The 24,868-nt window shown below is 51.2% G+C and carries 22 protein-coding genes; 15 read left to right on the top strand and 7 right to left on the bottom strand.

The genetic code is table 11. The features are described from left to right. Positions 1 to 31 precede the first annotated feature (31 nt). Complete coding sequence (locus tag PsWM33_RS11810) at positions 32 to 451, bottom strand: PaaI family thioesterase (RefSeq protein ID WP_063294708.1); 420 nt, start codon at positions 449 to 451, stop codon at positions 32 to 34. Positions 452 to 684: 233 nt separating this feature from the next. Then, positions 685 to 1,539, bottom strand: coding sequence for a GNAT family N-acetyltransferase (locus PsWM33_RS11805; protein ID WP_063300369.1), 855 nt, complete (start codon positions 1,537 to 1,539; stop codon positions 685 to 687). Between the two features lie 238 nt (positions 1,540 to 1,777). Between PsWM33_RS11805 and mtnA the strand changes: the two genes are divergently transcribed. The 11 genes from mtnA to gyrB all read left to right on the top strand — a co-directional run bounded on the left by mtnA (position 1,778) and on the right by gyrB (position 14,513). After that, the gene (mtnA, locus tag PsWM33_RS11800; protein ID WP_063300368.1) at positions 1,778 to 2,884 is read left to right on the top strand and encodes an S-methyl-5-thioribose-1-phosphate isomerase; all 1,107 of its coding nucleotides are present in this window, start codon (positions 1,778 to 1,780) and stop codon (positions 2,882 to 2,884) included. Between the two features lie 90 nt (positions 2,885 to 2,974). After that, positions 2,975 to 3,748 (top strand): enoyl-CoA hydratase, encoded by a 774-nt coding sequence (locus PsWM33_RS11795; protein WP_063300367.1) that lies wholly within the window; start codon positions 2,975 to 2,977, stop codon positions 3,746 to 3,748. Between the two features lie 178 nt (positions 3,749 to 3,926). Further along, positions 3,927 to 4,193: a 30S ribosomal protein S20 gene (gene rpsT / locus PsWM33_RS11790; RefSeq protein ID WP_057463136.1), complete on the top strand. Its 267-nt coding sequence runs from the start codon at positions 3,927 to 3,929 to the stop codon at positions 4,191 to 4,193. A gap of 680 nt (positions 4,194 to 4,873) precedes the next feature. After that, positions 4,874 to 5,308, top strand: coding sequence for a rhodanese-like domain-containing protein (locus PsWM33_RS11785; protein ID WP_063300366.1), 435 nt, complete (start codon positions 4,874 to 4,876; stop codon positions 5,306 to 5,308). A gap of 176 nt (positions 5,309 to 5,484) precedes the next feature. Next, a complete protein-coding gene (gene dnaA / locus PsWM33_RS11780; RefSeq protein WP_057463134.1) occupies positions 5,485 to 6,951 on the top strand; it encodes a chromosomal replication initiator protein DnaA in 1,467 nt (488 codons plus the stop codon). Between the two features lie 347 nt (positions 6,952 to 7,298). Next, positions 7,299 to 8,417: a DNA polymerase III subunit beta gene (dnaN, locus tag PsWM33_RS11775; RefSeq protein ID WP_063286480.1), complete on the top strand. Its 1,119-nt coding sequence runs from the start codon at positions 7,299 to 7,301 to the stop codon at positions 8,415 to 8,417. A 120-nt stretch (positions 8,418 to 8,537) separates the two neighbouring features. Beyond that, positions 8,538 to 9,668, top strand: a complete 1,131-nt coding sequence (gene recF / locus PsWM33_RS11770) for a DNA replication/repair protein RecF (protein WP_063300365.1) — start codon at positions 8,538 to 8,540, stop codon at positions 9,666 to 9,668. Between the two features lie 167 nt (positions 9,669 to 9,835). Further along, the gene (locus PsWM33_RS11765) at positions 9,836 to 10,468 is read left to right on the top strand and encodes a LysE family translocator (RefSeq protein WP_063300364.1); all 633 of its coding nucleotides are present in this window, start codon (positions 9,836 to 9,838) and stop codon (positions 10,466 to 10,468) included. Between the two features lie 13 nt (positions 10,469 to 10,481). Next, complete coding sequence (locus PsWM33_RS11760) at positions 10,482 to 11,102, top strand: LysE family translocator (RefSeq protein WP_063300363.1); 621 nt, start codon at positions 10,482 to 10,484, stop codon at positions 11,100 to 11,102. 89 nt (positions 11,103 to 11,191) lie between these two features. Continuing rightward, positions 11,192 to 11,815, top strand: a complete 624-nt coding sequence (locus PsWM33_RS11755) for a LysE family translocator (RefSeq protein WP_063300362.1) — start codon at positions 11,192 to 11,194, stop codon at positions 11,813 to 11,815. Positions 11,816 to 12,059: 244 nt separating this feature from the next. Beyond that, on the top strand, positions 12,060 to 14,513 hold the full coding sequence (gyrB, locus tag PsWM33_RS11750; RefSeq protein WP_063294717.1) for a DNA topoisomerase (ATP-hydrolyzing) subunit B: 2,454 nt from the start codon (positions 12,060 to 12,062) through the stop codon (positions 14,511 to 14,513). Positions 14,514 to 14,604: 91 nt separating this feature from the next. Here the strand turns inward: gyrB and PsWM33_RS11745 are convergent, their stop codons facing one another. From PsWM33_RS11745 to PsWM33_RS11730, 4 genes are all read right to left on the bottom strand, one after another. Further along, a complete protein-coding gene (locus PsWM33_RS11745; protein WP_063294718.1) occupies positions 14,605 to 15,321 on the bottom strand; it encodes a GntR family transcriptional regulator in 717 nt (238 codons plus the stop codon). A gap of 366 nt (positions 15,322 to 15,687) precedes the next feature. Then, on the bottom strand, positions 15,688 to 16,125 hold the full coding sequence (locus PsWM33_RS11740) for a PaaI family thioesterase (RefSeq protein WP_063300361.1): 438 nt from the start codon (positions 16,123 to 16,125) through the stop codon (positions 15,688 to 15,690). Between the two features lie 118 nt (positions 16,126 to 16,243). Then, positions 16,244 to 16,648, bottom strand: a complete 405-nt coding sequence (locus PsWM33_RS11735) for a MarR family winged helix-turn-helix transcriptional regulator (RefSeq protein WP_063300392.1) — start codon at positions 16,646 to 16,648, stop codon at positions 16,244 to 16,246. 122 nt (positions 16,649 to 16,770) lie between these two features. After that, entirely contained in the window at positions 16,771 to 17,094 is a 324-nt protein-coding gene (locus PsWM33_RS11730; RefSeq protein WP_057463125.1) for an antibiotic biosynthesis monooxygenase family protein, read from the bottom strand. Positions 17,095 to 17,504: 410 nt separating this feature from the next. Here PsWM33_RS11730 and PsWM33_RS11725 point away from each other — a divergent pair, with 410 nt between their 5' ends. Genes PsWM33_RS11725 through PsWM33_RS11715 form a run of 3 tightly spaced genes read left to right on the top strand, consistent with a single transcriptional unit; the run spans position 17,505 to position 20,357 of the window. Further along, entirely contained in the window at positions 17,505 to 18,419 is a 915-nt protein-coding gene (locus PsWM33_RS11725; protein ID WP_208994530.1) for a heme/hemin ABC transporter substrate-binding protein, read from the top strand. A 12-nt stretch (positions 18,420 to 18,431) separates the two neighbouring features. After that, positions 18,432 to 19,535 carry a FecCD family ABC transporter permease gene (locus PsWM33_RS11720; protein ID WP_063300360.1) on the top strand — a complete coding sequence of 368 codons (1,104 nt, stop codon included), beginning with the start codon at positions 18,432 to 18,434 and terminating at the stop codon, positions 19,533 to 19,535. 9 nt (positions 19,536 to 19,544) lie between these two features. Continuing rightward, entirely contained in the window at positions 19,545 to 20,357 is an 813-nt protein-coding gene (locus PsWM33_RS11715; protein WP_063300359.1) for a heme ABC transporter ATP-binding protein, read from the top strand. 91 nt (positions 20,358 to 20,448) lie between these two features. Here the strand turns inward: PsWM33_RS11715 and PsWM33_RS11710 are convergent, their stop codons facing one another. Next, a complete protein-coding gene (locus PsWM33_RS11710; RefSeq protein ID WP_063294723.1) occupies positions 20,449 to 20,664 on the bottom strand; it encodes a hypothetical protein in 216 nt (71 codons plus the stop codon). A 625-nt stretch (positions 20,665 to 21,289) separates the two neighbouring features. On the opposite strand from PsWM33_RS11710, the gene PsWM33_RS11705 reads away from it, so the two are divergent. Continuing rightward, positions 21,290 to 24,829: a hypothetical protein gene (locus PsWM33_RS11705; RefSeq protein ID WP_063300358.1), complete on the top strand. Its 3,540-nt coding sequence runs from the start codon at positions 21,290 to 21,292 to the stop codon at positions 24,827 to 24,829. Positions 24,830 to 24,868 lie beyond the last annotated feature (39 nt).

Raw genomic sequence — 24,868 nt, 5'->3', positions numbered from 1 at the left:
AGACCACTCATTGTACAAGGTTCAGGCTTCATTATTTAATTTTCCGTATCAGGGCGGTTGCAGAGGCACGAGCGATCAGTTTGTCATTTTGTTTCAGCTCTCCCTCAAGAACACATACGGTTCCTCCTTTAGAGATCACATGACCAAAACCAGTCAGGAGACCGACGCGTGCTGGGGCAATGAAGTTTATCTTCAGTTCTAAAGTGGGGGCGAATTCGTTCTCATCCAGCATTGCAGTTAAAGCAGGGCCCATCGTGTCATCCAGCATTGCTGCCAGAAACCCGCCTTGTATATTGCCTACAGGATTGGTGAATTCCTCTTTGCCATCAAATTTGATAATAGATGTGCCTGCACTCGGATCAACTTCTATGATCTTTGCCCCCAGAGTTGCAGCGGCTCTTGGTAGTGGAAGTTCGCCATCCAACATTTTCTGAAAAATGCCTTTTCCCATGTCTTCCCCTCTCCGTTGACTATTGCCTAATAGGAACAATTGGATCAGTCAAAATGAAGACTGGCCAAGGTGCCCAAACAAGAAGACAAAAGCTTCGAATATTGATTAGACAATCACTAGTTTCTGTCGTCAAGCACGTGCAACAAGCAGAATTTCTTCGTGAATGCTATGCGCTGTGCAGTTTCTTAAGTTCGGAATTCGGAATTCGGAGTTTAGAGCTTTGTGAGCCACCTCTACCCCAGCTCATAACTCGCAAAGCTGTAGATCTTGTCGAGGGGGAGGTTAGGGTCCTGGCCCTTATACATTCTGGCGGTAGCGAACACGGGTGATAGGTCGTAGCGCTCTGCCAGTTCCACGGCTTGTTCATTAGGCAAAGGCAGATCAATGTTGATCATCTGCCCTTTGGCGCTGCCAGCAAGGGCGCGGAACAGCAGGTCAGCCCCTTCTGGAGTTTCAGCGGCCATTGGGCCAATGCGATACCCATCACGGGCCGCACGGATAACGCCGTAACCGCGAACAATTCCCTCTTCAACCAGATAGAGGCCCCGGCGCATAGGGTTCATTGGCTCTATCCAGCGTTCCAGAAAAGCGGAGCGCTCTGCCGGAAAGTAGTTGCGGTCATATTTTATAATGCTCGGCAAAATGCCCTTGCCGATGATGGAAATACGCTGATCCATAGGCATGGTGACATCAGATATGCCGCTGTAGCGCATATTTTGATGAATGAGCTTGAAGCCGGACTTGGCGTAATTGTCTTGCTCTGCCACCACGCCATCAAGGCCAATCGTCCGCCCTTCCAGCCGTTTCATGGCGGCATTCCATATGACAGCCCCATGGCCCTGCCTGCGAAACTCTGGATGGCAGATGTAAAAGCCGAGAAAACCAAAGGCCTCACCGTATTGAACGGCAGACACCATCGAGACCAGCTGATTGTTTAGATAGCAGCCAAGAAAACCGCCGGGATCCGCCGCATAGTAAGATGGTGCATCATCCTCACCTGGATTCCACCCCTCTTGGGCGGCCCAATCCAGCATGGTCAGAATACCATCTTCATCCATAACGCGAATTTCAGTGTCCAGCGGAGCCATCGGAAGCCTCTTTCATCAACCCGGCAAAGTTGAGGTGTAAACAGACGTAAGAGAGTCAACGTAGCGCAGTATGGTTAAAGAGGAGATGAAAGGCTTTCATCTAATTGGACCATGCGGAAACTGCGGACTACAGAACTTTATGAGGAAAAGAATCCGGACGCGATAAAATGCAGATGGAGCCACCGAAAAATCCGATAATCTGACGCACAAACCGCATACATGGGTAGGAGACGTCGCGATGAAGGTTCATGGTAAAGCATACCGTTCCATTTGGCCGCTGGAAGCTGGAAAGTCTGTCGGGATCATCGACCAGACGTGCCTCCCCCATCGTTTTGTCGAGGTTGAACTGCGCAATCTGGAAGATGCAGCGGTTTCCATCAAGGATATGTGGGTTCGAGGCGCCCCATTGATCGGTGCAACAGCCGCCTTCGGCGTTGCACTGGAAATGGCGCGGGACCCAAGCGATGCAGCACTAAGCAATGCGTGGCAGGTGCTCCACGCAACTCGCCCCACGGCGATCAACCTGCGCTGGGCGCTGAGTGACATGCAAAACTTGCTCTCAGATCTACCATTAGAGCAACGAGCGGAAGCCGCGTGGAAGCGGGCCGTCGAGATTTCGGATGAGGACGTGGCCTGCAACGAATCCATCGGCAAGCACGGCCTCAAGCTGATTGAAGAGATCGCCGCGCAAAAGAGCCCGGGCGAGACCATCAACATCCTGACCCACTGTAATGCTGGCTGGCTGGCGACTGTGGACTGGGGGACAGCTACCTCTCCGATCTATCAGGCCCATAACAAGGGTATCAAGGTCCATGTCTGGGTCGACGAAACCCGCCCGCGCAATCAGGGCGCAGGCCTGACCGCTTGGGAGCTGGGAGAGCACGGCGTGCCTCATACGTTGCTTGTCGACAATGCAGGTGGCCACCTCATGCAGCATGGCATGGTGGATCTTTGCATCGTGGGAACAGACAGAACAACTGCACACGGCGATGTCTGCAACAAAATCGGCACCTACCTCAAAGCGCTGGCAGCCCATGACAACGGCGTCCCATTCTACGTGGCTCTGCCCTCTTCAACCATCGACTGGACTGTTGCTGATGGCCTGAAGGAAATTCCGATTGAGGAACGCAGCGGCGAAGAGGTCGCGTGGATCTCAGGCGAAAACGCGGACGGTAAGGTTGAGAAAGTGCGCATTTGCCCGCCAGAGACCCCTTTGTCCAACTTCGCGTTTGATGTGACGCCATCAAAAAACGTCACCGCCCTGATCACTGAACGCGGTGCCTGTGCAGCAAGCAAAGAAGGGCTCGCAGCGCTGTTTCCAGAGCGGGCAAACACAGACGCCTGATAGAACTAAGACAAACGGATACCTTGCCGCTAAGCCATCACTCTTCAATGTTAGGGCAGAAATCCAAGTTGATTTTATTGGGAGGGACATATGTCCTACGAGAATATTCTGGTTGAGACACGCGGCAAGATTGGCCTGATTACGCTAAATCGCCCGAAAGTATTGAATGCATTGAACAGCGACCTGATCGCTGAGCTTGATGAAGCACTGAACGTATTTGATCGTGACCCTGAAATTGGCGCGACAGTCATCACCGGCTCCGAGAAAGCCTTCGCGGCGGGTGCTGACATTAAAGTGATGGCAGAATACGACTATCCGCAGACCTATCTGATGGACTTCATCACCAGCTGGGATCAGATCGCGCAAAAGCGTAAACCAATCATCGCAGCGGTCGCAGGCTTCGCGCTGGGCGGCGGATGTGAGCTTGCCATGATGTGTGATTTCATTTTGGCAGCAGAATCTGCGCAATTCGGTCAGCCAGAGATCAAACTTGGCGTTATGCCAGGTGCAGGTGGTACACAGAGATTAACAAGGCTTGTTGGCAAGTCAAAAGCAATGGAAATGTGCTTGACAGGCCGTATGATGGATGCATTAGAGGCTGAGCGCGCCGGTCTGGTTTCTCGTGTTATCGCAAATGAGGATCTGGTCGCTGAAGCAATCAAAGCTGCTGAAAAGATTGCAAGTTTCTCGACTCCAATTGTTATGATGACGAAGGAAAGTGTAAACCGTTCTTACGAAGTAACACTTGCTGAAGGCATTCGTTTTGAGCGTCGTTTGTTCCATTCTATGTTTGCAACCAGCGATCAAAAAGAAGGTATGAAGGCATTCATAGAAAAGAGAAAACCTGAATTCGAAGACGGATAAGCCGTTTTTAGGCAGGTCTACACCTTTTTTCGTTGACGAGGCTCAGACTCCCAACTATAAGCGCTCCACAACCAGAGGCGGATTTTGTTCGTCACTGAATTCGTTTGATCGGGGCGGCTTTGGGCGGTCTCGTTCGCGATTTGAAAACAGTTCTTACTGACAGATCAGGACAGAGCCCATGGCCAACACTCCTTCGGCCAAGAAGGCGGCACGTAAAATTGCTCGCCAGACGGCCACTAATAAGGCTCGCCGTAGCCGCGTACGTACATACGTTCGTAAAGTGGAAGAAGCAATTGTCGCGGGTGACCAGACAGCTGCTAACGAAGCATTCAAAGTTGCACAGCCTGAGATCATGCGTGCATCTACTAAAGGCGTTATGCATGCGAACACTGCGTCTCGCAAAGTATCCCGCATGAATGCCCGCATTAAGGCACTCGGCGCCTAATCCAATTTTTTTTGGACTAAAAAAGCCCGGTCGTATGGCCGGGCTTTTTTGTTAGCTGGATAAGCTTACCCTAGGATAAAACTGGGGCATTTTCACGGCGGATAGCCTGTGGACTAGTCTCGGAGCCTGTCAAGGAAAATCCTTAAAAAACAATGGATTGGCTCTAGGTTAAAATTGTCACAGTTGAAATGAGCAGATTCTTGGTGAGTCAAGAGATGGCCGGATAAATTTTTTTTATTCGCTTCCCGGGCCCACCATTAACCAAGCGCATATCGAGAAAGTTGTTGAGTTCACTGCTTTTTGCCGAACTTAGCCGTTGACGACATATGAGCTTGACCTTGCGTCACAGAAAGGGCATTTGCGTTTTGTAAACTTTCCGCTATTGCGGGACCAAAATCGGCTGTGTATGGTCAAGAAGAAGTCGGGTTGCTACCCGATCCCAGCATACAAGTTAGAAGAATCGAACCAGGGTCGGGCAAAGCTGGTTAGATGGCGTAAAGTCTAGGCGTTGCATTTTATAGTAATTGCAATTTAGACTACTAGAGTTGTTGCGTCATTTTGCTGCTATTGTTGCTTTTCCTTCTGATTTTTCTTGAATTTCGATTTTGAGTCTTTTTATAGTGGCTTACTCATTTGGGTGAGCAAACGTAATGCGTCTAGGTTAGTAAATGGAAGTATCTATGCATGAGTCCTATGCAGGTGATCGAAGCGTAACGGAAGTTTTCGAGAGCCTTAAAGCTTATGGTTCTGCAATTCTTGTAGATGTAAGAACCAACGCTGAATGGACCTTCGTAGGCATTCCGGATCTTTCCAAATTGGAGAAGGAAGTCATCCTTGCTGAATGGCAGGGTTTCCCATCCAATGGCCCTCATGAGGGCTTTGCGAGTCAACTTTCTGACGCATTGACGCAAAAAGGACTTGACCAAAACGCTGCAATCTTCTTTTTGTGCCGCTCTGGAGTTCGGAGTAAGGCAGCAGCGATCGCGATGACAGCCCTTGGCTATAAAAACTGCTACAACGTGGCAGACGGCTTTGAAGGCGGTCATGATGCTGAAGGTCATCGAGGCTCGGTTTCTGGGTGGAAGGCTCAAGGTCTTCCGTGGAGCCAAGGATAGCTCCCAAGAAATATTAGAATTTAGCAACGGTGTGTGGGCGCCACACCGATGTGATGTTTTTGTCTAATGGCAACGAAATAAAAAAGCGTCTGGTTCAACAAAGCTCGAAATGAGCGCAATAGATTTGATGGTTGAGTATCTGTGGCGGAATACTCAACGGCTGCAAGGAGGCGAGCATGCACGTTCAGGAAGCTCCAGGGCCGGAGCAATGGGATCGCGTTAAGAAACGTCTACGTGTTGAGTTGGGTGAAGATGTATTCTCCAGCTGGTTTGCACGTGTAGACATGGAAGGGCACACCAACGGCACCGTTCGTTTGTCTGTTCCTACGCGGTTTTTGAAGCAATGGATTCAGTCTCATTATTCAGAGCGTCTGATGGGACTTTGGAAAAATGAATGTGATGACATTCATAAGATCGAGCTCACCGTTCGCGGTGCCGTTCGTCCCCGTCCTGCAGCGGCTAAGCCAGCTGCACGCCCAGCACTGGGTGGTAAGACTGATATGCGCCCAATTCAGGTAAATGATCCTGTTGGTCTGCGCGCAACGTCCCCAATGCCATCTATGATGGGCGGTCGAGGTGGTCGTTCCGACCTTTCCTCTAAAGACGTACTCGAAGGGGCATCCCTCGATCCGAAATACGTCTTCGAAAGTTTTGTTGAAGGTGAATCCAACGTTCTGGCTCTTGCAGCAGCAAAGCAAGTTGCAGGCGGCGGTGTCGTAACCTTTAACCCGCTTTACCTCCATGCTTCTGTAGGTCTTGGTAAGACCCACTTGATGCAGGCGATTGCAAATCAGGCCCGTATGGCTGGTCGCCGCGTTCTGTACCTCACTGCAGAGCATTTCATGTACCGCTTCGTTGCCGCGCTTCAGGCGCAATCTGCAATGTCCTTCAAGGAAACTCTACGTTCTATCGATCTTCTTCTGATCGATGACATGCAGTTCCTTCACGGCAAGCAGGTGCAGCAGGAGTTCTGCCACACTCTTAATGCATTGATTGATGGTGCTCGTCAGGTTGTTGTTGCAGCTGACCGCGCTCCGGCTGAATTGGAAAGCCTGGATGATCGCGTTCGCTCCCGCTTGGCAGGTGGTCTGGTCGTAAATATCTCCGAACCAGATTTCCAGCTTCGTCGCGCTATCATTGAAGATCGTATGCGTGCTCAGCAGCGCTCATACCCGAACTTCACTGTGCCGGAGGCCGTTCTGGACTACGTTGCTCGTAACGTAACCTCTTCAGGTCGTGACCTGGAAGGTGCTCTGAACCGTCTCGTTGCGCATAATCAGCTGACAAACTCTCCGGTAACTCTGGAAATGGCTGAAATCACTCTGCGTGATCTCATCCGTGCAGCTGAACCGCGCCGCGTTAAAATCGAAGACATTCAGCGCGTTGTGTCAAAACATTATAACGTCACAAAAGCAGATCTGCTTTCTGCACGCCGGACACGCACCATCGTGCGTCCTCGTCAAATCGCTATGTATCTCGCTAAGATGATGACCCCACGTTCTCTGCCAGAGATCGGTCGTCGCTTCGGCAATCGTGACCACACAACAGTACTTCATGCAGTTCGTAAAATCGAAGAGCTCTCCAAGGCAGATAACGGTCTTGCGCAGGAGCTGGAGCTGCTGAAGCGTATGCTGGACGCCTAGAGTGCATTCCATTTGATTGGCTTCAATCAAATGATCTGAATGAGCTCAAGGAAAGAACTTAGAGCACGATGCGTGAATGCAACGTGCTCTGATAAGCGTCCTCTACACGGAGCCATCTGGACTCCATGCAGGAATTTGGTGATTATTGGGGCGCTGCTTGCAGCGCCCCTCTTGCATTTTGCGAGCTAAACGTGCAGTTTGAACGACCCTGCACGAGGTTAAACTCGGCATAGTGGGCAAGTGCAGACCAAGTGGGCCTCTGTACTGAAACTGGGCAATTTGTATTAGTAATTCGCGGAGTTCGCTGCACCGGCGCGATGCTCCGCCCAGAAGAATGGACGTTTCGCATGAAAGTGACACTTGAGCGGACCGAGCTTTTGAAGTCTCTGACCCACGTACACCGTGTGGTGGAACGGCGGAACACCATTCCGATCCTCTCCAACGTGATGCTGCAGGCTGAAGGTGGCAACCTCAAGCTCAAGGCAACAGATTTGGATCTTGAGGTCGTGGAAAGCATCGCGGCAATGGTCGAAACGCCAGGTGGAACCACAGTGCCAGCTCACATGATCTACGAGATCGTGCGTAAGCTGCCAGATGGTTCTCAGGTTGTTTTGGAAACGTCTGGTGATGACAGCACTATGGAAATTCGCGCCGGGCGCTCCCGCTTCGCGCTGCAAATCCTGCCAGTCACCGACTTCCCTGATCTGACTGCTGGTGAGTTCACTCACAGCTTCACCATGACCGCCGGTGGCATCCGCAAGTTGATCAACAGCACTCAGTTTGCGATCTCTACGGAAGAAACCCGCTACTACCTCAATGGTATCTACATGCACTCTCTGGATATCGGAGAAGGCCTGCGTTTCCGCGCTGTCGCAACGGACGGACACCGCCTCGCTCAGGCTGAGCTTGAGGCGCCGGAAGGCTCCGAGGGTATGCCTGGTATCATCGTACCGCGTAAAACCGTTGGCGAAATTCAGAAGCTGCTGGATGATCCGGAAGTTGAGATCAAAGTTGAGATCTCTGAAACCAAGATCCGTTTCACCATTGGTGATATCATCCTGACCTCAAAACTCATCGACGGAACCTTCCCGGATTATGAGCGCGTCATTCCAAAAGGAAACGACAAGGAACTGCGCGTTGATCGTGATGCCTTCAAGGAAGCCGTTGATCGCGTATCCACCATTGCATCTGATCGTGGCCGTGCAGTCAAAATGTCCCTGAGCGAAGGCAAGATCGTTCTGACGGTCACCAACCCGGACTCTGGTTCTGCGACTGAAGAAGTTGCAGTTGAGTACGACAACGAAGAATTCGAGATCGGCTTTAACTCCAAGTACCTGTTGGATATCGCAGCTCAGTTGGAAGCAGATTCCGCTCTCTTTACGCTTGCAGATTCCGGTTCTCCGACCCTCGTTCGCGATGAAGGCAGTGATGAAGCGCTTTATGTGCTGATGCCAATGCGCGTTTAAATGTTTTGCCCTCGGTCCTAAGCCGGGGGCATTTTTTCTTCTGCTACATATTCCCGAAAAATAGCAGCCAATTTTCGGATGAGAATATGCTCAAAATTCATGTAACCAAAGAGAGCCTGAATGTCGGATCCAGTGCCTGTGGCGCTTAATCGCCTCGCGCTAACGGATTTTCGAAACTACAACGCAACGAGCGTTGAGTTGAACAGCCGAATGGTCGCTTTTGTTGGCGATAACGGCGCAGGCAAAACCAATATTCTCGAAGCAATCTCCTTTCTCTCCGCTGGTCGTGGTCTCCGACGCGCAACACTGGGTGATATAGCCCGCGCCGATGGATCTGGCGGCTGGGCTGTCAGCGCGATCTTGGATGGAGAATTTGGTGAGACCCGCATCGGTACAGGTTTAACTGCCGGAGAACCGGGACGCCGCGTCCGCATTGATGGCGAAGAAGCTCGTTCTTCCGAAGCTCTTCTGGAATACCTTCGTGTTTTGTGGCTGGTCCCGTCCATGGATGGCCTGTTTACGGGCTCAGCCTCTGATCGACGCAAGTTTCTCGATCGTCTGGTCCTCTCCCTCAATCCGTCTCATGGCAGAATGGTTGCAAGCTTTGAAAAAGCTTTGCGCCAGCGAAATCGCCTGTTGTCTGAGGGCGGAACACCCGAATATCTGGATGCCATCGAAGCGCAGGTTGCTGAACTGGGCACCGCTGTCGCTCTGGCTCGTAGTGAAACCGTGAGTTTGCTGGCCAAAACACTGGAAGCACAAAAGCAGCTCGGCCTCCCCTTCCCGTCCGCAGAAATCCACCTGCAAGGCGCGTTTGAAACCGCGACCATCGGCATGAGCGCTTCAGATCGGGAAGATTGCTATCGGGATTTGCTGGTGGAAGGCCGCTTCCGCGACCGTGCCGCAGGGCGTACTCTGGATGGTCCGCACCGCTCTGACCTCTACGTGGTCCATAGCGAAAAGCAAATGCCTGCCGCGCAAGCTTCAACTGGAGAGCAAAAAGCGCTGTTGATTGGCTTGGTTTTGGCACATGCAGACCTCACCTCATCGATTTCCGGCATGACCCCGATCCTGCTGCTGGATGAAGTCGCCGCCCATCTGGATCCGGGCCGCCGCGAAGCTCTCTTTACACGGCTGGAAGTTCTGGGCGGTCAGGTTTTCATGACTGGCACCGACGAAAACCTCTTCAAAGACCTGCCAAGTGCCGCACAGATTTTTGAGGTTGCAAACGGTGGTATCACGCTAAGTTAAAAGTGCCATCATTGAGCTGGCTTGAAGGCAAGCCACTTTTATCTCGCTTGTCAGCGAAATATCCTTGTGATTAGTCTTGGGCGGTATTCTGGAAAAGCAGAGACAAGCTTTCCGATGAGAATACGCAAACTGCGTTAAGCGCTCTATCTCTGACCTAAGTGACCCCCATGGACTTGCAAATTCTCCTCGTATTTGGGGCAACTCTATTTGTTGTTGCCATCACACCGGGCCCTGCGATTACGGCACTGGTTTCGCGTACACTCGGTTTTGGGTTGCAAGGTACACTCACATTCGTCTCTGGCATGCTGATTGGCAGCATGTGTCTGTTTATTCTGGCAATCCTGGGCCTCGCAAAACTGGCGAGTACTTATGTACTGGCGTTCACCATCGTTAAATACGCAGGCGCTGCTTACTTGCTGTTTCTGGCTTGGAAGCTCTGGCGTGCCAGTGGTCTCCAGACAGCGCAGGCAACTGAAGGCACCGCCGCCATAACGCAAAACACCAAAAGCAGTGCCAAAACACTTGTCTCCGGCATGCTGATCACGCTTTCCAATCCTAAAGGCTTGCTGTTTTATGCGGCTTTGATGCCAAGCGTGGTGCCTATGGAAACCATCACAACTATTGGCTTGGTTGAGTTGATGTTTGTTACGCTTGCCGTGTTGTCACTGGTCTTTGCAATCTATATTGGTGTGACCGTACGGGCACGAAGCCTCCTGACCTCAGAAAAAGCCGTGTCTCGATTGAATAAGAGCGCGAGTGTTGCAATGTTTGGCACCGCTGCCGCAATCGTGGCGCGATAAGAAGAGCAATAAAATGGAATTGGCAGTTCTTTTGTTTTTTGCAGGAACCTTGTTCGCTGCAGCCATCACACCGGGTCCCGGTATCGCCGCTTTGCTTGCCCGTATTTTCGGACAAGGCATGCGTGGCACACCTATGTTCGTTGTCGGTATGATCTGTGGTGATCTGTTCTGGTTCACGCTTGCAATCATGGGGCTGGCAGCAATTGCGACCAATTATGCGATCATTTTCATGGCGCTCAAATGGGTTGGAGCCGCCTATCTGCTATACGTCGCCTGGGGGATGTGGAACTCAAAAGGCGTATCCCCAACGCAAGATGGTGATACAGCTGTAGAGGCGTCCTCACGTTTTACAGCCTTGCTTGCTGGTCTCTCAATGAACCTGTCCAACCCAAAGGTCGTGATCTTTTATATGGCGCTGATGCCGAACATCGTGCCCATGGATAAGATCAACCTGCTGGCTTATTGGGAACTGGCAGCAACCATGGCCAGTGTGTTGTTCATCGTCTTCGGCATCTATGCCTATTTGGCGGTCTCTGCAAAGAAGCTGATTTCGTCGCAAAAAGCATTCCAGCGGCTGAACCGAAGTTCCAGCGTGGTAATGGTCGGCGTGGCAGCAACCATGGTGACCCGCTGAGCAATCTGCTCTTTGAGACGGCGCTTGCGGAAGACTGCGGCGCCGTAAACTGAAAGTGCTCGTCACCACGAAAGAACCGCTGCAGTTTTATGGATGTAACCAGCCTTGCCCTGTTTGGTGGCACGCTTTTCACATTAGCGATCATTCCCGGCCCTGCCGTTTTTGCAATCATCGCCCGCGCTATGAGCTTTGGCAGCAGCGGTGCAATACTGTTCTGTTTGGGGCTGTTGAGCGGTGATCTGCTCTGGTTCTCCATGGCTGCATTGGGATTAGCGGCAATTGCGAGCAGTTTTTCTGGAACCTTCGTGGCGTTGCAGTGGTTAGGTGCTGCGTATCTCACCTACATTGCATGGGGCATCTGGAAGAGCGCAAATACAGCTCCTTCTGAGGATGACAGCAACTCAATCCCACCACAATCTTCTGCGAAGACATCCTTGTTTGCTGGGCTATTGTTCAACCTGTCAAACCCCAAGGCAATCATGTTCTACCTCGCGCTGATGCCCAATTTGGTCAGCGTTGAGGAAATGAGCCTGCTGGGCTTTGTTGAACTCGCCGCTGTGCTGTCAGCCATCTTACTGATCATCAACGGTGCCTATTCATTTCTGGCAGTCAAATTTTGCCAGTTCTTGAGGTCAGAAAAGACGATGTACCTGATTAATCGACTAGCTTCTCTGGGACTTCTCGGCATCGCAGTACTGATGATTACACGGTAGCAATATCACCGATAAGTCGTTTCAATTTTCAGAAAATGCCAGGCACAAAAATGAAAACTTGGGGTGCTAATCGTGCAAGCAAATCCATGGGATGCACGCTAAGGAAATTATCCCCCCTTAAAAATAGTGTTTATGCAATATTTCCCTTGGTTTACGAGCGCTTAAACTCCCAGATTGCTTGAACCATTTGCCCAACCAATTATAACATGAACCCTAATGAAAACCGTTGTGTGAAGTGATTCGAATGAGCGAAACGTCGACCCCTGAAAATGGCGGACCTGAGCAGGAAAATGGCGCAGGTGAATACGGTGCAGATTCCATCAAAGTGCTGAAAGGCCTGGATGCTGTACGTAAACGCCCCGGCATGTATATCGGTGATACCGATGATGGCTCGGGCCTGCACCATATGGTCTATGAGGTTGTCGACAACTCCATCGATGAAGCGCTGGCCGGTCATGCTGATTATGTGACCGTTACGTTGAACGCTGATGGTTCTGTCTCGGTAACCGATAACGGACGCGGTATTCCGGTAGACATTCACTCGGAAGAGGGAATTTCTGCGGCTGAAGTTATTATGACCCAGCTCCACGCTGGTGGTAAGTTTGACAGCAACTCCTACAAAGTATCCGGCGGTCTGCATGGTGTGGGTGTTTCTGTGGTGAACGCACTGTCCACCACATTGGAGCTGCGTGTATTCCGCAATGACAAAGAACACTTCCTTCGCTTCCATCACGGTGAGGCTGAAGCTCCTTTGAAAGTTGTCGGCGACGCTCCGGGTAAATCCGGTACTGAGGTGACCTTCACCCCATCTCCTCAAACCTTCACCAAAATTGAGTTTGATTACGACACCCTTGAGCACCGCCTGCGCGAGCTGGCCTTCCTCAACTCCGGTGCCCGTATCATCCTGACAGATAATCGTGGTGTTGAGCCTCGCGTTGAAGAGCTCTACTACGAAGGCGGTCTGGAAGCTTTCGTTCGTTATCTGGATCGTGCCAAGCACCCACTCATCGAAGAGCCTGTTACAATGATTGCCGAAAAAGACGGCATCACTGTAGAAGTGGCGATGTGGTGGAACTCCAGTTATCACGAAAACGTTCTGTGCTTCACAAACAACATCCCACAGCGTGATGGTGGTACGCACCTTGCTGGTTTCCGCGCCGCTCTGACACGTCAGTTGACCGGCTACGCAGATTCATCAGGGATCTTGAAGCGTGAGAAAGTAAACCCAACTGGCGAAGATTGCCGCGAAGGCCTGTCCTGCGTGCTTTCTGTAAAAGTGCCGGATCCTAAGTTCTCCTCCCAGACAAAAGACAAGCTGGTTTCCTCAGAAGTCCGTCCGGTGGTTGAGAACCTCGTTGGTGAAGCGCTGTCTACATGGCTGGAAGAAAACCCGGCCCCGGCAAAGTCCATTGTTTCCAAAGTGGTGGAAGCTGCGAGCGCTCGCGAAGCTGCTCGTAAAGCTCGCGAGCTCACACGCCGCAAAGGCGCACTGGATATCGCATCTCTACCCGGTAAGCTGGCCGATTGTCAGGAGCGCGATGCTTCTAAAGCTGAACTCTTCATAGTGGAGGGTGATTCCGCGGGTGGCTCTGCCAAACAGGGCCGTGACAGATCAAATCAGGCTGTGTTGCCGCTGAAGGGTAAGATCCTGAACGTCGAGCGCGCACGTTTTGATAAAATGATCTCCTCGCAGGAAATCGGCACGCTCATCACTGCATTGGGAACAGGTATCGGCAACGAGGAATTCAACCTCGAAAAACTCCGCTACCATAAGATCATCATCATGACCGATGCGGACGTCGATGGCGCGCACATTCGTACGCTTCTACTGACCTTCCTCTTCCGTCAGATGCCTGATCTGATTGAAAACGGCTACGTCTATATCGCTCAGCCTCCGCTTTATAAGGTTACGCGCGGCAAGTCCGAGCAGTACCTGAAAGATGAAGCGGCCTTTGAAGAGTACCTGATAGGCAGTGGCCTGGATGAAACGTCACTCAGCCTTGCAAGCGGCGAAGTGCGCATGGGCGAAGACCTGCGCAGCGTTGTGAACGAGGCCCGTGAAATCTCTGACGTTCTCAACGGTCTGCATTCCCGCTACAACAAAGCTGTTGTCGAGCAGGCTGCAATTGCTGGTGCGCTGAACTCCGACAATCTGCACAACCACGAAAAAGCGCAGGAAGCTGCTGCTTACATCGCGCGTCGCCTGGATATTCTGGCTGACGAGTTTGAGCGTGGTTGGGAAGGTGAAGCAACTGAAGAGGGTGATCTCATCTTCAACCGTGTTGTTCGCGGCGTGAAAGAAGTCACTACAATCGATGCTGCCCTACTCGGTTCTGCAGATGCGCGTCGCCTTGACAGCTACTTTAAGCATCTGGATGAGGTCTATCACAAGGCCGCATCCTTGGTGCGCAAAGACAAATCTGTCGAAATTCGCGGCCCACAAGCCCTTCTGGAGGCTGTTTATGCGCAAGGGCGCCGTGGCATCTCCATGCAGCGCTATAAGGGTCTGGGCGAGATGAACCCAGAACAGCTTTGGGAAACTACGCTGGACCCGAATGTACGCTCTCTGCTGCAGGTGAAGATCAAAGAAGCGGATGCCGCGGATGACATCTTTACCAAGCTGATGGGTGATGAAGTAGAGCCGCGTCGCGACTTTATTCAAACCAACGCTCTATCCGTTGCGAACCTCGACGTCTAAGCAACGCACAAGCGTAAGAAACAACAAAAGCCGGATGCTTCTGCACTCCGGCTTTTTTTATGCGTTGCTCCAGCGGAAAGCTGGCAACGGTCTAAATGGAAAGACTAAGGAAGGTGTGCTCTGACATCCAGCGGTCAAACAGGAAGCTTACATGCCCTCGCGCAGCGTTGGCAGCTTCTTCAGGCGTGCCATTGCAATGCGTTTCGATGATCGCAATATGCTTTTCATGGATGTCTTCACCATTGAGTGGAATATCCCGGTGTGACAGTGTCACACGATGCATATGGAGTGCGCACCGTTCCAGAATAGGCTCTAGTCCGCGCAAGTTTGCCTGACGGAATAGAGTTGCATGGAAGAGGCGGTCATAAGCGCTGCAAAGAAACACCTCGTTGTCATCGGCTGCCTGACACATAGCATCCAGAATTTCAAAGAGCCGGTCACGCGTCTCACTTGAAATGTTAGAGGCAATCATTCGTCCGGCTTGCTCTTCCAGCTGCATGCGGATTTTGACAATCTCGACAGCTTCAGCGCGGCTGATACCCGCAACGCGAGTGCCTTTGTAGTCGTGCCGTACCACCAAGCCGGATTGCTGAAGTTTAAGCAAGGCCTCACGTACAGTTCCTTGCGCGCAATCACACGCATCAGCTACCGTCTGTTCGGCAATTGCTTCACCAGGTTTAAGAGCACCAACGATGATCTGTTCTTCCAGGTAAAGATAGACAGCGTCACTTTTACGATTACTGGTGGATGACCAGGGAGAAATTCCAAAGCGAGAAACGAGGGAGCGGTCCGAGATCGAGTGCAGCATGACAGAAAGCGCTTTTTTTTGGATAGAGACGAATCCGAGAGCACATTACACTAAATAGCTTCGGATTTCTCATCACAGGAACACCATAAGCACGTATAGCGTGTAAACTATGTTACGTGCAATTGTAAAATATAGTTCCTATGGGGTAGGGCGTATTGTTGCGTCCTTCATTGTAAGTATTATTTAATCGAATAAAAAGACACAATTTCAAGGCTATAAATTCTAATTAATTGGCAGTTTTGAAGAGTTTCAACTAATGGAACCGAAAATATAGCAGACAAAAATAAATTAATTTAGCCAGCTAATTTGTCCACAAAAGAAGGAGCACATAGAGGCGATTATGTGTTCCTGTCCAAAACTATGCGATCAAGATTCTGGTTTGATCATCACAGTTCCAGAAGCATAGGCGTAAATTTTGCCTTCTTCGTCGACGATTTCTCCGGCAGAGATCCCGGTCTGACGTGTCATGCTGACCACGCGGCCTTCAGCGTATAGAACCTGCCCTACCTTAATGGGATGTATGTACTTGACGTTGAGTTCTGAGGTGCCGCGGAAATTGAAGGCGTCTTTGAGCTTGGTCTGAACCGCAAGAGAAAGGACAGAATCCAACGCCGTCGCAGCATAGCCGCCATGCACTGTACCACCCGGATTGAGATGATCATTCGTTGGCATGCATTTAAAACGAACCAGACCATCCTCAATGCAATCAAGGTCTACATTCATGGTTTCCGCCATTGGCGGGCGATTGCCAGCTTTCTGCATGGCTTTCAGGAACTCCAGTCCTGACATCACTTTTACGTCCATCTTTTCAATCCGTCCTATTGAAAATCTTTGAGATAAAGGCGTAATCCTGTAAGTGACTGCAGGTGTTCAATCAGATTACGCGATGAAAACAATGCTCTAATGAATTTGGGTGCCCAGCCTAAAGCCGGGTGAGAAGCGCCTTGAGATCGTCCTTCTCACGATCACTCAGCTCCGCAAGAAATCTGGCGTTTGCATCTTCGGTTAAACTGTCAAGAATTTCGGAAACTTCCTGACCTTGCTTGGTGAGGAAAATATGCTGGGTCCGCCGGTCTTCCGGGCTTGCTCTGCGCTCCAAATACCCGGCGGGGCAAAGCCGGTCCAGCACACCGGTAAGTGTTGCATTGTCCAGTTCGGCAGCCTTGCCCAGTTGAGACGTTGTGCATCCGTCCTGAACAGCAAGGGCTTGCAACACAATGGATTGGACCGGTGTGAGGCCCAGTTCTTCCAGTTGCTTCTTATAAAACCGCGCACCACTTCTGGCGCTGCGGGAAAGCAGATAAAAAATGCAATTATCTAAGCGCATCACAGACACTCCATAAATTTTGCATACAAATAGTTTGCACACAAAATATAACGGCACAATTGATACTTTGGAAGGGGGAGAAAGGAAGCTACAGCAAGTTGCAGCTTCCAGTCAGGAAGGCTTTAAGCGACTTCGCGGGTCTCGGTCAGGATGACTTCAAAGCCTTCAAAGTGTGGGCCGCCCAGATAGAAGTTCATGCGGGTGCCAGCGCCTTTATGAGCAGACGCAAACGCTTCAGACTTCGTCCAGCCGACAAAATTCTCATAGGTATCCCAGGTGGTATGGGATGCATAAAGGGTATGGTCTTCAGCTGTCTCGCCTTTGAGCATACGAAATTCGATGTAGCCGGGAACGGAGCTCAGGTGACGCTCACGATTTTTCCAAACGGTTTCAAACTCTTCTTCTTTGCCCCGCACCACGCGGAAACGGTTCATTGCAATGTACACGCCGGAACTCCTTAGCCAATTAGTACATGAGCCTTTCCAGTCAAAAGCTCAGCAAAGTTTCAGGTCTTCAGAGCCACTCTCAAAACACATACCACAATAGGAATGGGAGGGGTATGCGGAGGCTGGCTAGCGATTTAAACCGCTTGGCTGGCAAAATGGTCTTAACGATGCGCCTTAAAAGGCTCTCGACCTGCGTATGTAGAAAAATATGAATTTAATAGTCAAGTATTATTTCTTATATTTGCCTGTCTTCCTCCTAGTTCAATTTAGAGATTGACCCGATAAATAAATATGAGTATTTCACTCATGTTATTTTGAAAGATAGCGTTTTACGAACTGGGCGAATTTGGGAAGCCAGAAGCCACTCATGCCCGAAGGAATGAAATACCTCCTCTCAAATGGGTGCTACCATGCGTGTTCTAACCAGAGCCCTCGATTCATTTTCTCTCATGCTTCCTTATGCAGCTGCTGCGCTCCTGAGCTTGTTCTTTGGAATGTTCATTGGTCAGGTCCAAGCTGAAGACCTGCCAAAAGATCAGCGCATTATCTCGATCGGGTCCTCGCTGACAGAAATCGTCTACGCTCTTGAAGCTCAGGATAGGTTGGCCGCTGTCGACACCACAAGTCTATATCCGGAGGAGGCAAAAAAGCTTCCCAATGTGGGTTACATGAGAGCTCTCAGTGCAGAAGGGGTGCTCGCAGCCAATCCAGATCATATCCTCATGATGGAAGGTTCTGGCCCGCCAACAGCGGTGGATGTCCTCAAAGCAGCCTCCATGAAGCTGACGGAAGTGAAAGAAGTTTATTCCCCGGAAGGCATTCTTGAGAAAATTGATATTGTCGGAAACGCATTACAGCTTCCAGACGAAACGAAAGCACTGAAAACGAAAGTCAAAGCAGATCTTGATGAGGCTATTGCCTACGCACATCAGCAAGCCAAACCGCTCAAAGTTGTCTTTGTCATCTCTGAGGGCGGTGGAAAGCCGCTGGTCGCAGGCCGCGAAACAGGTGCTCATGCCGTGATCGGATTGGCTGGCGCAACCAACGTGTTTGCAAACCTGCGCGGCTACAAACCAGTCTCCAAAGAAGCGTTGATTGCAGCAGCTCCTGATGTTGTGATGATGATGTCTCGTCCGGGCTCAAGCGGTCAGTCAGCAATTCTCAAAGAGCCAGGCTTCAACCTCACCCCAGCAGGTTTAAACGGCAATCTCATCGTCATGGACGGCGTCTACCTCCTTGGCTTTGGCCCTCGCACAGCGCAAGCCCTTCGCGATCTGAGTGATCGTTTTGTGAAAATCGCAGCTAAACCTGACGCAAAGTCGTGAGGTGAGGTGGCAATGAGTGAGATGACACTGTCCGAAGCGTTCAAGTCACCCGTAACCCATGCAAGAACAAGCCGAGAATTCTGCCAGCAGTACGCTGTTAAGGCACTAACGGTGCTGCTCCTGATTATCTGCTTCGTATCGCTGGCTATTGGGCCAACTGAGGTATCTGTCTCACACATATTCGGCGCAGTTAATTACTGGCTCTTTGGTGATGAAACAGCGCTCACTCTCCGAGACAAAGTCGTCCTGATGGACATTCGGATGCCAAGAACGGTACTTGGATGTCTGGTCGGCGCCTCTCTTGCTGCCTCCGGTGCAATGATGCAGGGTCTGTTCCGAAATCCTCTCGCCGATCCGGGTTTGGTGGGGGTTTCATCTGGTGCAGCCCTCGCAGCAGTCTGCGTGATCACTCTGTCCTCCAGCTTGCCTGCATGGATTTTAGATCACTATTCGGTCTACCTTCTCCCATGGGGAGCCTTTGTCGGCGGTGCCGCAACAACCACCCTGCTCTACAAAGTCGCAACCCGTCGAGGTCAAACCTCCATCGCGACCATGCTGCTGGCAGGTATTGCACTTGGCGCATTGTCTGGTGCCATAACTGGGTTTCTCGTTTTTGGCAGCACAGATGCAGAACTCAGAGACCTGACATTCTGGGGCATGGGCGGACTGGGAAGTTCCACATGGCCAAGAGTCTGGTCCACGCTTCCCTTTGCTTTGGCTGTGCTCGTTTCTCTCCCATTCATCGCAAAGGGCCTGAATGCATTTTTGTTGGGTGAGGCTGAAGCCTTTCATCTTGGCTTCAACACACAGCATCTCAAGCGTTTGATCATTGTTCTGGTTGCAGGTGCAGCCGGAGCTTCAGTTGCGGCGGCTGGTGCAATTGGTTTTGTTGGGATTGTCGTGCCCCACGTCTTGAGACTGGTGATTGGACCAGACCACCGCTTCCTCCTTCCCTCCTGCGCATTGCTCGGTGCATCCTTATTGGTTGCCGCGGATGTTGTCGCCAGAACGGTGGTCGCGCCCGCCGAACTGCCAATCGGCATCATCACAGCAATCATTGGCGCGCCTGTGTTCCTTTCCATCCTGCTTGGTCGCAAAAACCACGTCCAATTGTGAGGATCTCAGATGCTTGAGGCAATAAACATCACAGTAAGCATTGGCACAAAAAAACTGCTCCGAGACGTCTACTTCCGCAGTTGTCCGGGAGAGTTGACGGTAATCATCGGTCCCAACGGTGCAGGCAAGTCGACGCTTCTCAAATGCCTGACGGGCGATCTGTCACCATCTGAAGGCGACGTAATACTGGATGGCACGTCTATCTGGTCAGTCCCGGCGGTTGAGCTTGCAGGCCGCCGTGCGGTGTTGCCTCAAAGCTCACAGCTATCCTTTCCATTCTCAGTCGAGGAAGTTGTTATGCTGGGTCTGGTCTCCGGCAGACACGGCCTTAGCGCAAAGCAACTACGCCCGCGCGTTCTGGAAGCTCTGGATTGCGTCGGTCTGACGTCCTACCTGAACAGATACTATCAGGAACTGTCCGGCGGCGAAAAACAGCGTGTTCATTTGGCTCGTGTGCTCTGTCAGGTTTGGGAACCAAGACAAAATGGCCGTGCCAACTATCTGTTTCTGGATGAACCGACCGCGAGTTTGGATCTAAAGCACCAGATCGACGTACTGGAGACAGGACGTAAGTACGCCAATGAAGGTGGCGGTGTTATCGCAGTCCTTCATGATATTGATCTGGCTTGCGTCTATGCCGACAAGATATTCGTGCTGAACCACGGCAATCTGGTTGCGCACGGTACGCCGCAGGATGTTGTGACAACCGACCTGCTCCGCTCGGTCTACCACCTTGATGACCGAATGCTGGAAACCAAGTGGGGCCATCTGGCAAAGGGTCAGAATCTCGGCAAGTCTTGGTCAGAGCTACGCCCGTCCTAAGTACAGCATAATTATGCTTTGCGGCCTGCGTTCCCGGATGCGTGGCGCAGACCGTTTATTCCGCTGTTTAAACAGCCCCGACGCAAGCACCCTAAAGATCGTCCCGCCGCTTAAGGCGCTTTTTCTCGATCTTCTCTTCTTCCTCATTGATGAGATTAAGCGGATGAAGCGAAAACTCGCCTTTGATCGGTGCTTTACGCCTGAGAACCCTAGAGCGGGCAGACCACCTGTTTTTCACGGCAAGAAACAAAAGGGCAATGGACGTAAAGCACAGAGCCAAAGCCATGCTTATAGCGATCGTGGCCATAGTTTCCTCCCAGAATGAACTAGTCTCCATTCTCATTTTGGAGGCAAATGCCGATCGCTAGAATCAGCAATGTATGCGGGTAGAATTTTAGGGATTGTTTAGGCACTTTGAGTCGGAAGCCTGATGGTGCGTGCAGCACGTGTGATATCCGCATAATTCACAAGAATGTGTAGGTAGATATCCTAAAGTAATACGAGCCAAATAAGGCAAATAAGGCACCTTAAACGCCAATAAAATACCAAAGATCTTTCTAAATCTATAGAATCGTTAAGCCGCGGAAATACTGAGAGAAAACAGAAACGTCAGATTCTAAAAACGGTATTCTGTGATGTAAAACATTGATTCGCAGAGATTTTTTTAAAATCGTCTGTAATAAATACTCCATTTTTCTTTCGAAATTTGGCCCCAATTTCCAGAAAAATCAGCCTCGTCGAACGCGGAAGCGATCAGATGCACTGCAAACAATGCGCTGTTGGAAACGCAAAGAACAAAATTGCAGTCAGATCGCATCAGCGTTCGTTTTTAACGAGAGCGGCTCGGTGAGCCTTCCGGACCTTAGCAATTCGGCTTGCTCCATTAATTTCGGAGTTGTCTGGAACCTCTCAATAAAAATTGAGGGAATACAATGGACTATCGTGGCACATATGACGAATTCCGTGACGCATTGCGGGCTTTCGAATCCGGTTGGGATCGCGAAAGATACAACGACGGCAGAATTCAGGATTGGCAGCTCAACGAATGGGCAGGCGGTCCGGTGCAAGACTTCTTTCCAGAGTATGATAGTTGGGGGGATCTGAACGACGACCAATGGAGTGCGATGTCTTATCGCTCCACCAACTCACTTGGGTTCGTCGGCTACCAGTTCGGTGAAGCTCTGCTTATCGATCTGGGTTACTATGATGATGACGTCTTTTACGGCAACGGCGCAGCCACCAACACTTGGGATGGCACCTGGACCGGCAAAAATGGCGTCGACTCACTAGAAGAGTTTATGACTCCTGAAGCACAGGAAGTTGCCGTTCAAGAAGCATTTGGCTTCAATCTCCAGATTATTGAAAATGGATTGTCCAACAGCGGCCAGTCACTGGACGACTTTATTGGACAGGATTTCACCTACGAGCAGAACGGTCAGGATGTCAGCGTAACCCTCACACTGACGGGTATTTTGGCTGCTGCCCACTTGCGTGGCGCTTACGGTACACTTGCTCTTCTGCAGGGCGGCAACGTTTCGCAGGACGAATACGGTACCTCTATTCTGCAGTATGTTGAGCAGTTTGGCGGCTTTGAAAGCCCAACTGTTGATGAAGCAATCGACTACTTCCAGGATCGTCTGACTGGCGAAGAAGGCCTGAACGGCCCTCTGCCAGGCGTTGGCGTTCCAAAAGAAGATGCTGATGTGGTGGTCACATGGTCATATGGTGAACAGGAAGTCGTCAACGACTTTGACACTGAAGACGGCGTGATCTTCGTTGACTGGATCAGTGCTGACCAGCTCGAAGTGACCGAGACACCAGACGGTGTGCTCTTCTCTATTCCGTCCAATGGCGGGCAGACGCTGCTCCTGGCCGGAGTTGCACTTGCTGACCTGACACTGGCAAACTTCTCCATTCAGGATGCATCAGCAGCTGAATTGATCAGAGACCTTGTTGGCGGAAACACTCAGCCTGAAGAACCAACCGATCCTGTTGATCCGGTAGACCCTGTGGATCCCGTTGACCCGGTTGATCCAGGTGACGGTGATGACGGTCATGGTCATCCAGGCGATGGCGATGATGGGCATGGTGGCCATACTGGCGACATGTATATGCTCGGTCTGGACAGTGAGTCTCAGGTCATCGCAGACTTCGATCCATCCTCTGACATGATCCATATTCTGGAAGGTGTGACTGGCGAACAGTTCGAGATCTTCGAGGAAAGCGGTGACGCACTCGGACAAACAGTCCGCATCGTGATCACTGATCAGTTCGGTAACATCATGTCCACCACCATCTTCCAGGGTGTGACACTCTCCGATCTGTCTCTGGCAAACTTCTCTGTCGCAGAACAGTCTGCGTTCAACGAAGTTGTCTCTGCCATTGGCGAGACCGTTGAAGTGCCGGACCCAAGTCAGGGTGGCGGATACGAGCTTGTTTATGACAACGACGGTTCAAACCCACCAACAGTCACCGGCACGACCGATGAAGGTGGTTCCAAGTTCCGCGCTGACGTAAACGCAGACGATATCGTTGGCTTTGATCCTGATAGGGACGAGCTGGACTTCGGCGGAACATCTGTTCACGGCCTCATCGTGACCAAGTCTCCTGCTGGTGAAATTGTTCTCGACAGCCCGTGGAGCTCTTCTGCACAAATTGTGCAGGGCGTCACCTATCAGGATGTCGACATCTCAGACTTCGGAGTGGTCGGCAATGAACACCTCCGTCAAGATCTTGGTGGCGTGGTCTCTTGGGAACAAGGCGTGGGCCCTCGCGAAGACGACACAGTCTACATCCGGTCTCATGAGTACGGCGTACACGAAGTTATCTCTGACTTTGACCCATCATCCATGAAGATCAGCTTCCTGTACTACGGTACACGTGAGCGTCTGAGCGTTGAAGAAACTGACGACGGCCTGCTGATCTCTACTCTGCCAAGTGGTCAGAGCTTCCTGTTCGAAGGCATTTCCCTTGATAATCTGGTCCCAGGTCAGCTGGAATTCCACTTCGATCAGGTCATGGAAGATAACCTTGAAGTTCCATTCGGCTTTGATCAGGATGACGTGACCCTCGTCAGCCGTGAAGACCTGTTGACTCCGGAAGCACCAGCTGGCGACACAACGGATGGCCACCAGACCAGACCGGGTGACTTCGGTCCAACTGATCCGGTTGATCCAGTCGACCCAACTGATCCAGATCCGGACCCAGTTGATCCAGTCGATCCGGTTGATCCTGTTGATCCGGGTACAGGCACTCCGGGTCAGGTTCCTGGTGATGGTGTGGTCGTGTTCACATGGGCTTGGGGTGAAAACAGCGTTATCACCGACTTCAACCCAGCGGATCATAAGATCAGTATTGGTTGGATCAGTTCAGACCAGATCAGCTTCACAGAATCTGAAGACGGTCTTGTGATCTCCCTGCCATCAAATGGTGGACAGACCCTTCTGCTGGAAGGTGTGTTCCTTGAGGATCTGAATGCCGATAACTTCGACATCAAAGATCCATCTACATTGCAGGAAATCCTTGATCTGCTCAGCGGTGAAGGTTCACAGCCACCTGTCGACCCAACTCCGGACCCAGACCCAACCCCAGATCCTGACCCGGTCGACCCTGTAGATCCAGTGGATCCGGTTGACCCAGTTGATCCGGGCGATGGTTCACCTCGTGAGTTCACACTGGATTGGCAGTGGGGCAAGCAGGAAGAAGTTGCAAACTTCAACCCGGAACAGGATACCGTGAACATCGGTTGGATTGGCGGTGACCAGTTCGAAGTGGAACAGACCGACAATGGTGTGTTGTTCACTCTGCCGGGTAACGGTGGTCGGTCACTTCTGCTGGTTGGTATTGTCGTAGCCGATCTGACAGCAAACAGCATCATCGCAAATGATGCGGCTGCTCAGGCCAAGATTGATGACTTACTCGCCAATGCTGAAAATCTGGCAGATGTGGGAACTCAGTCCGAAGCAGAAAATGTGGAGACAACCTACATTCCAGAGGCTCCTGAAGCATCGACCACTGCACAGGAAGCAGCTGCTTCCAATGACAGAGATGATGATGCGGTTGCCGCTCCTGCTCAGGACGCTGAACAGGAAAATGGTCCTCGTGAGACTCAGAATGCTCCTGAACCAGCTCTTGCAGCTGCGGCCAACGGCAATGGAGCAATCGGAGGCGATACCGTTGAGATCAATTGGGATTGGGCATCAGAAGAAGTCATCACAAACTTCGACCCTGCAACCGACACCATTGATTTTGGTAATCTGAATGCATCACAGGTTCAGATCACGGAAGAGAACAACAGTGTTGTGATCGAGGTTTTGGACAATGGTGGCCACACCTACACCTTGAACGGCATTAACGTGGAAGACCTCTCTGCGGAGAACTTCGAAGCTGACGACTTCAACACCATAGTAACTGAAGACGGCGGAGTTGTAGATCAGATGCATTCGATTAATCAGGACGATAGCCTGATCTGATTGATGAGCTAATCAAAAGAACGTCTCCCTCCCGGTGAA

This window comes from Pseudovibrio sp. WM33 (assembly GCF_001623165.1).
Classification (GTDB): Bacteria; Pseudomonadota; Alphaproteobacteria; order Rhizobiales; family Stappiaceae; genus Pseudovibrio.
Note: the sequence above shows the minus strand (reverse complement) of the source record. Positions and strands in the feature narration are given on the sequence as shown.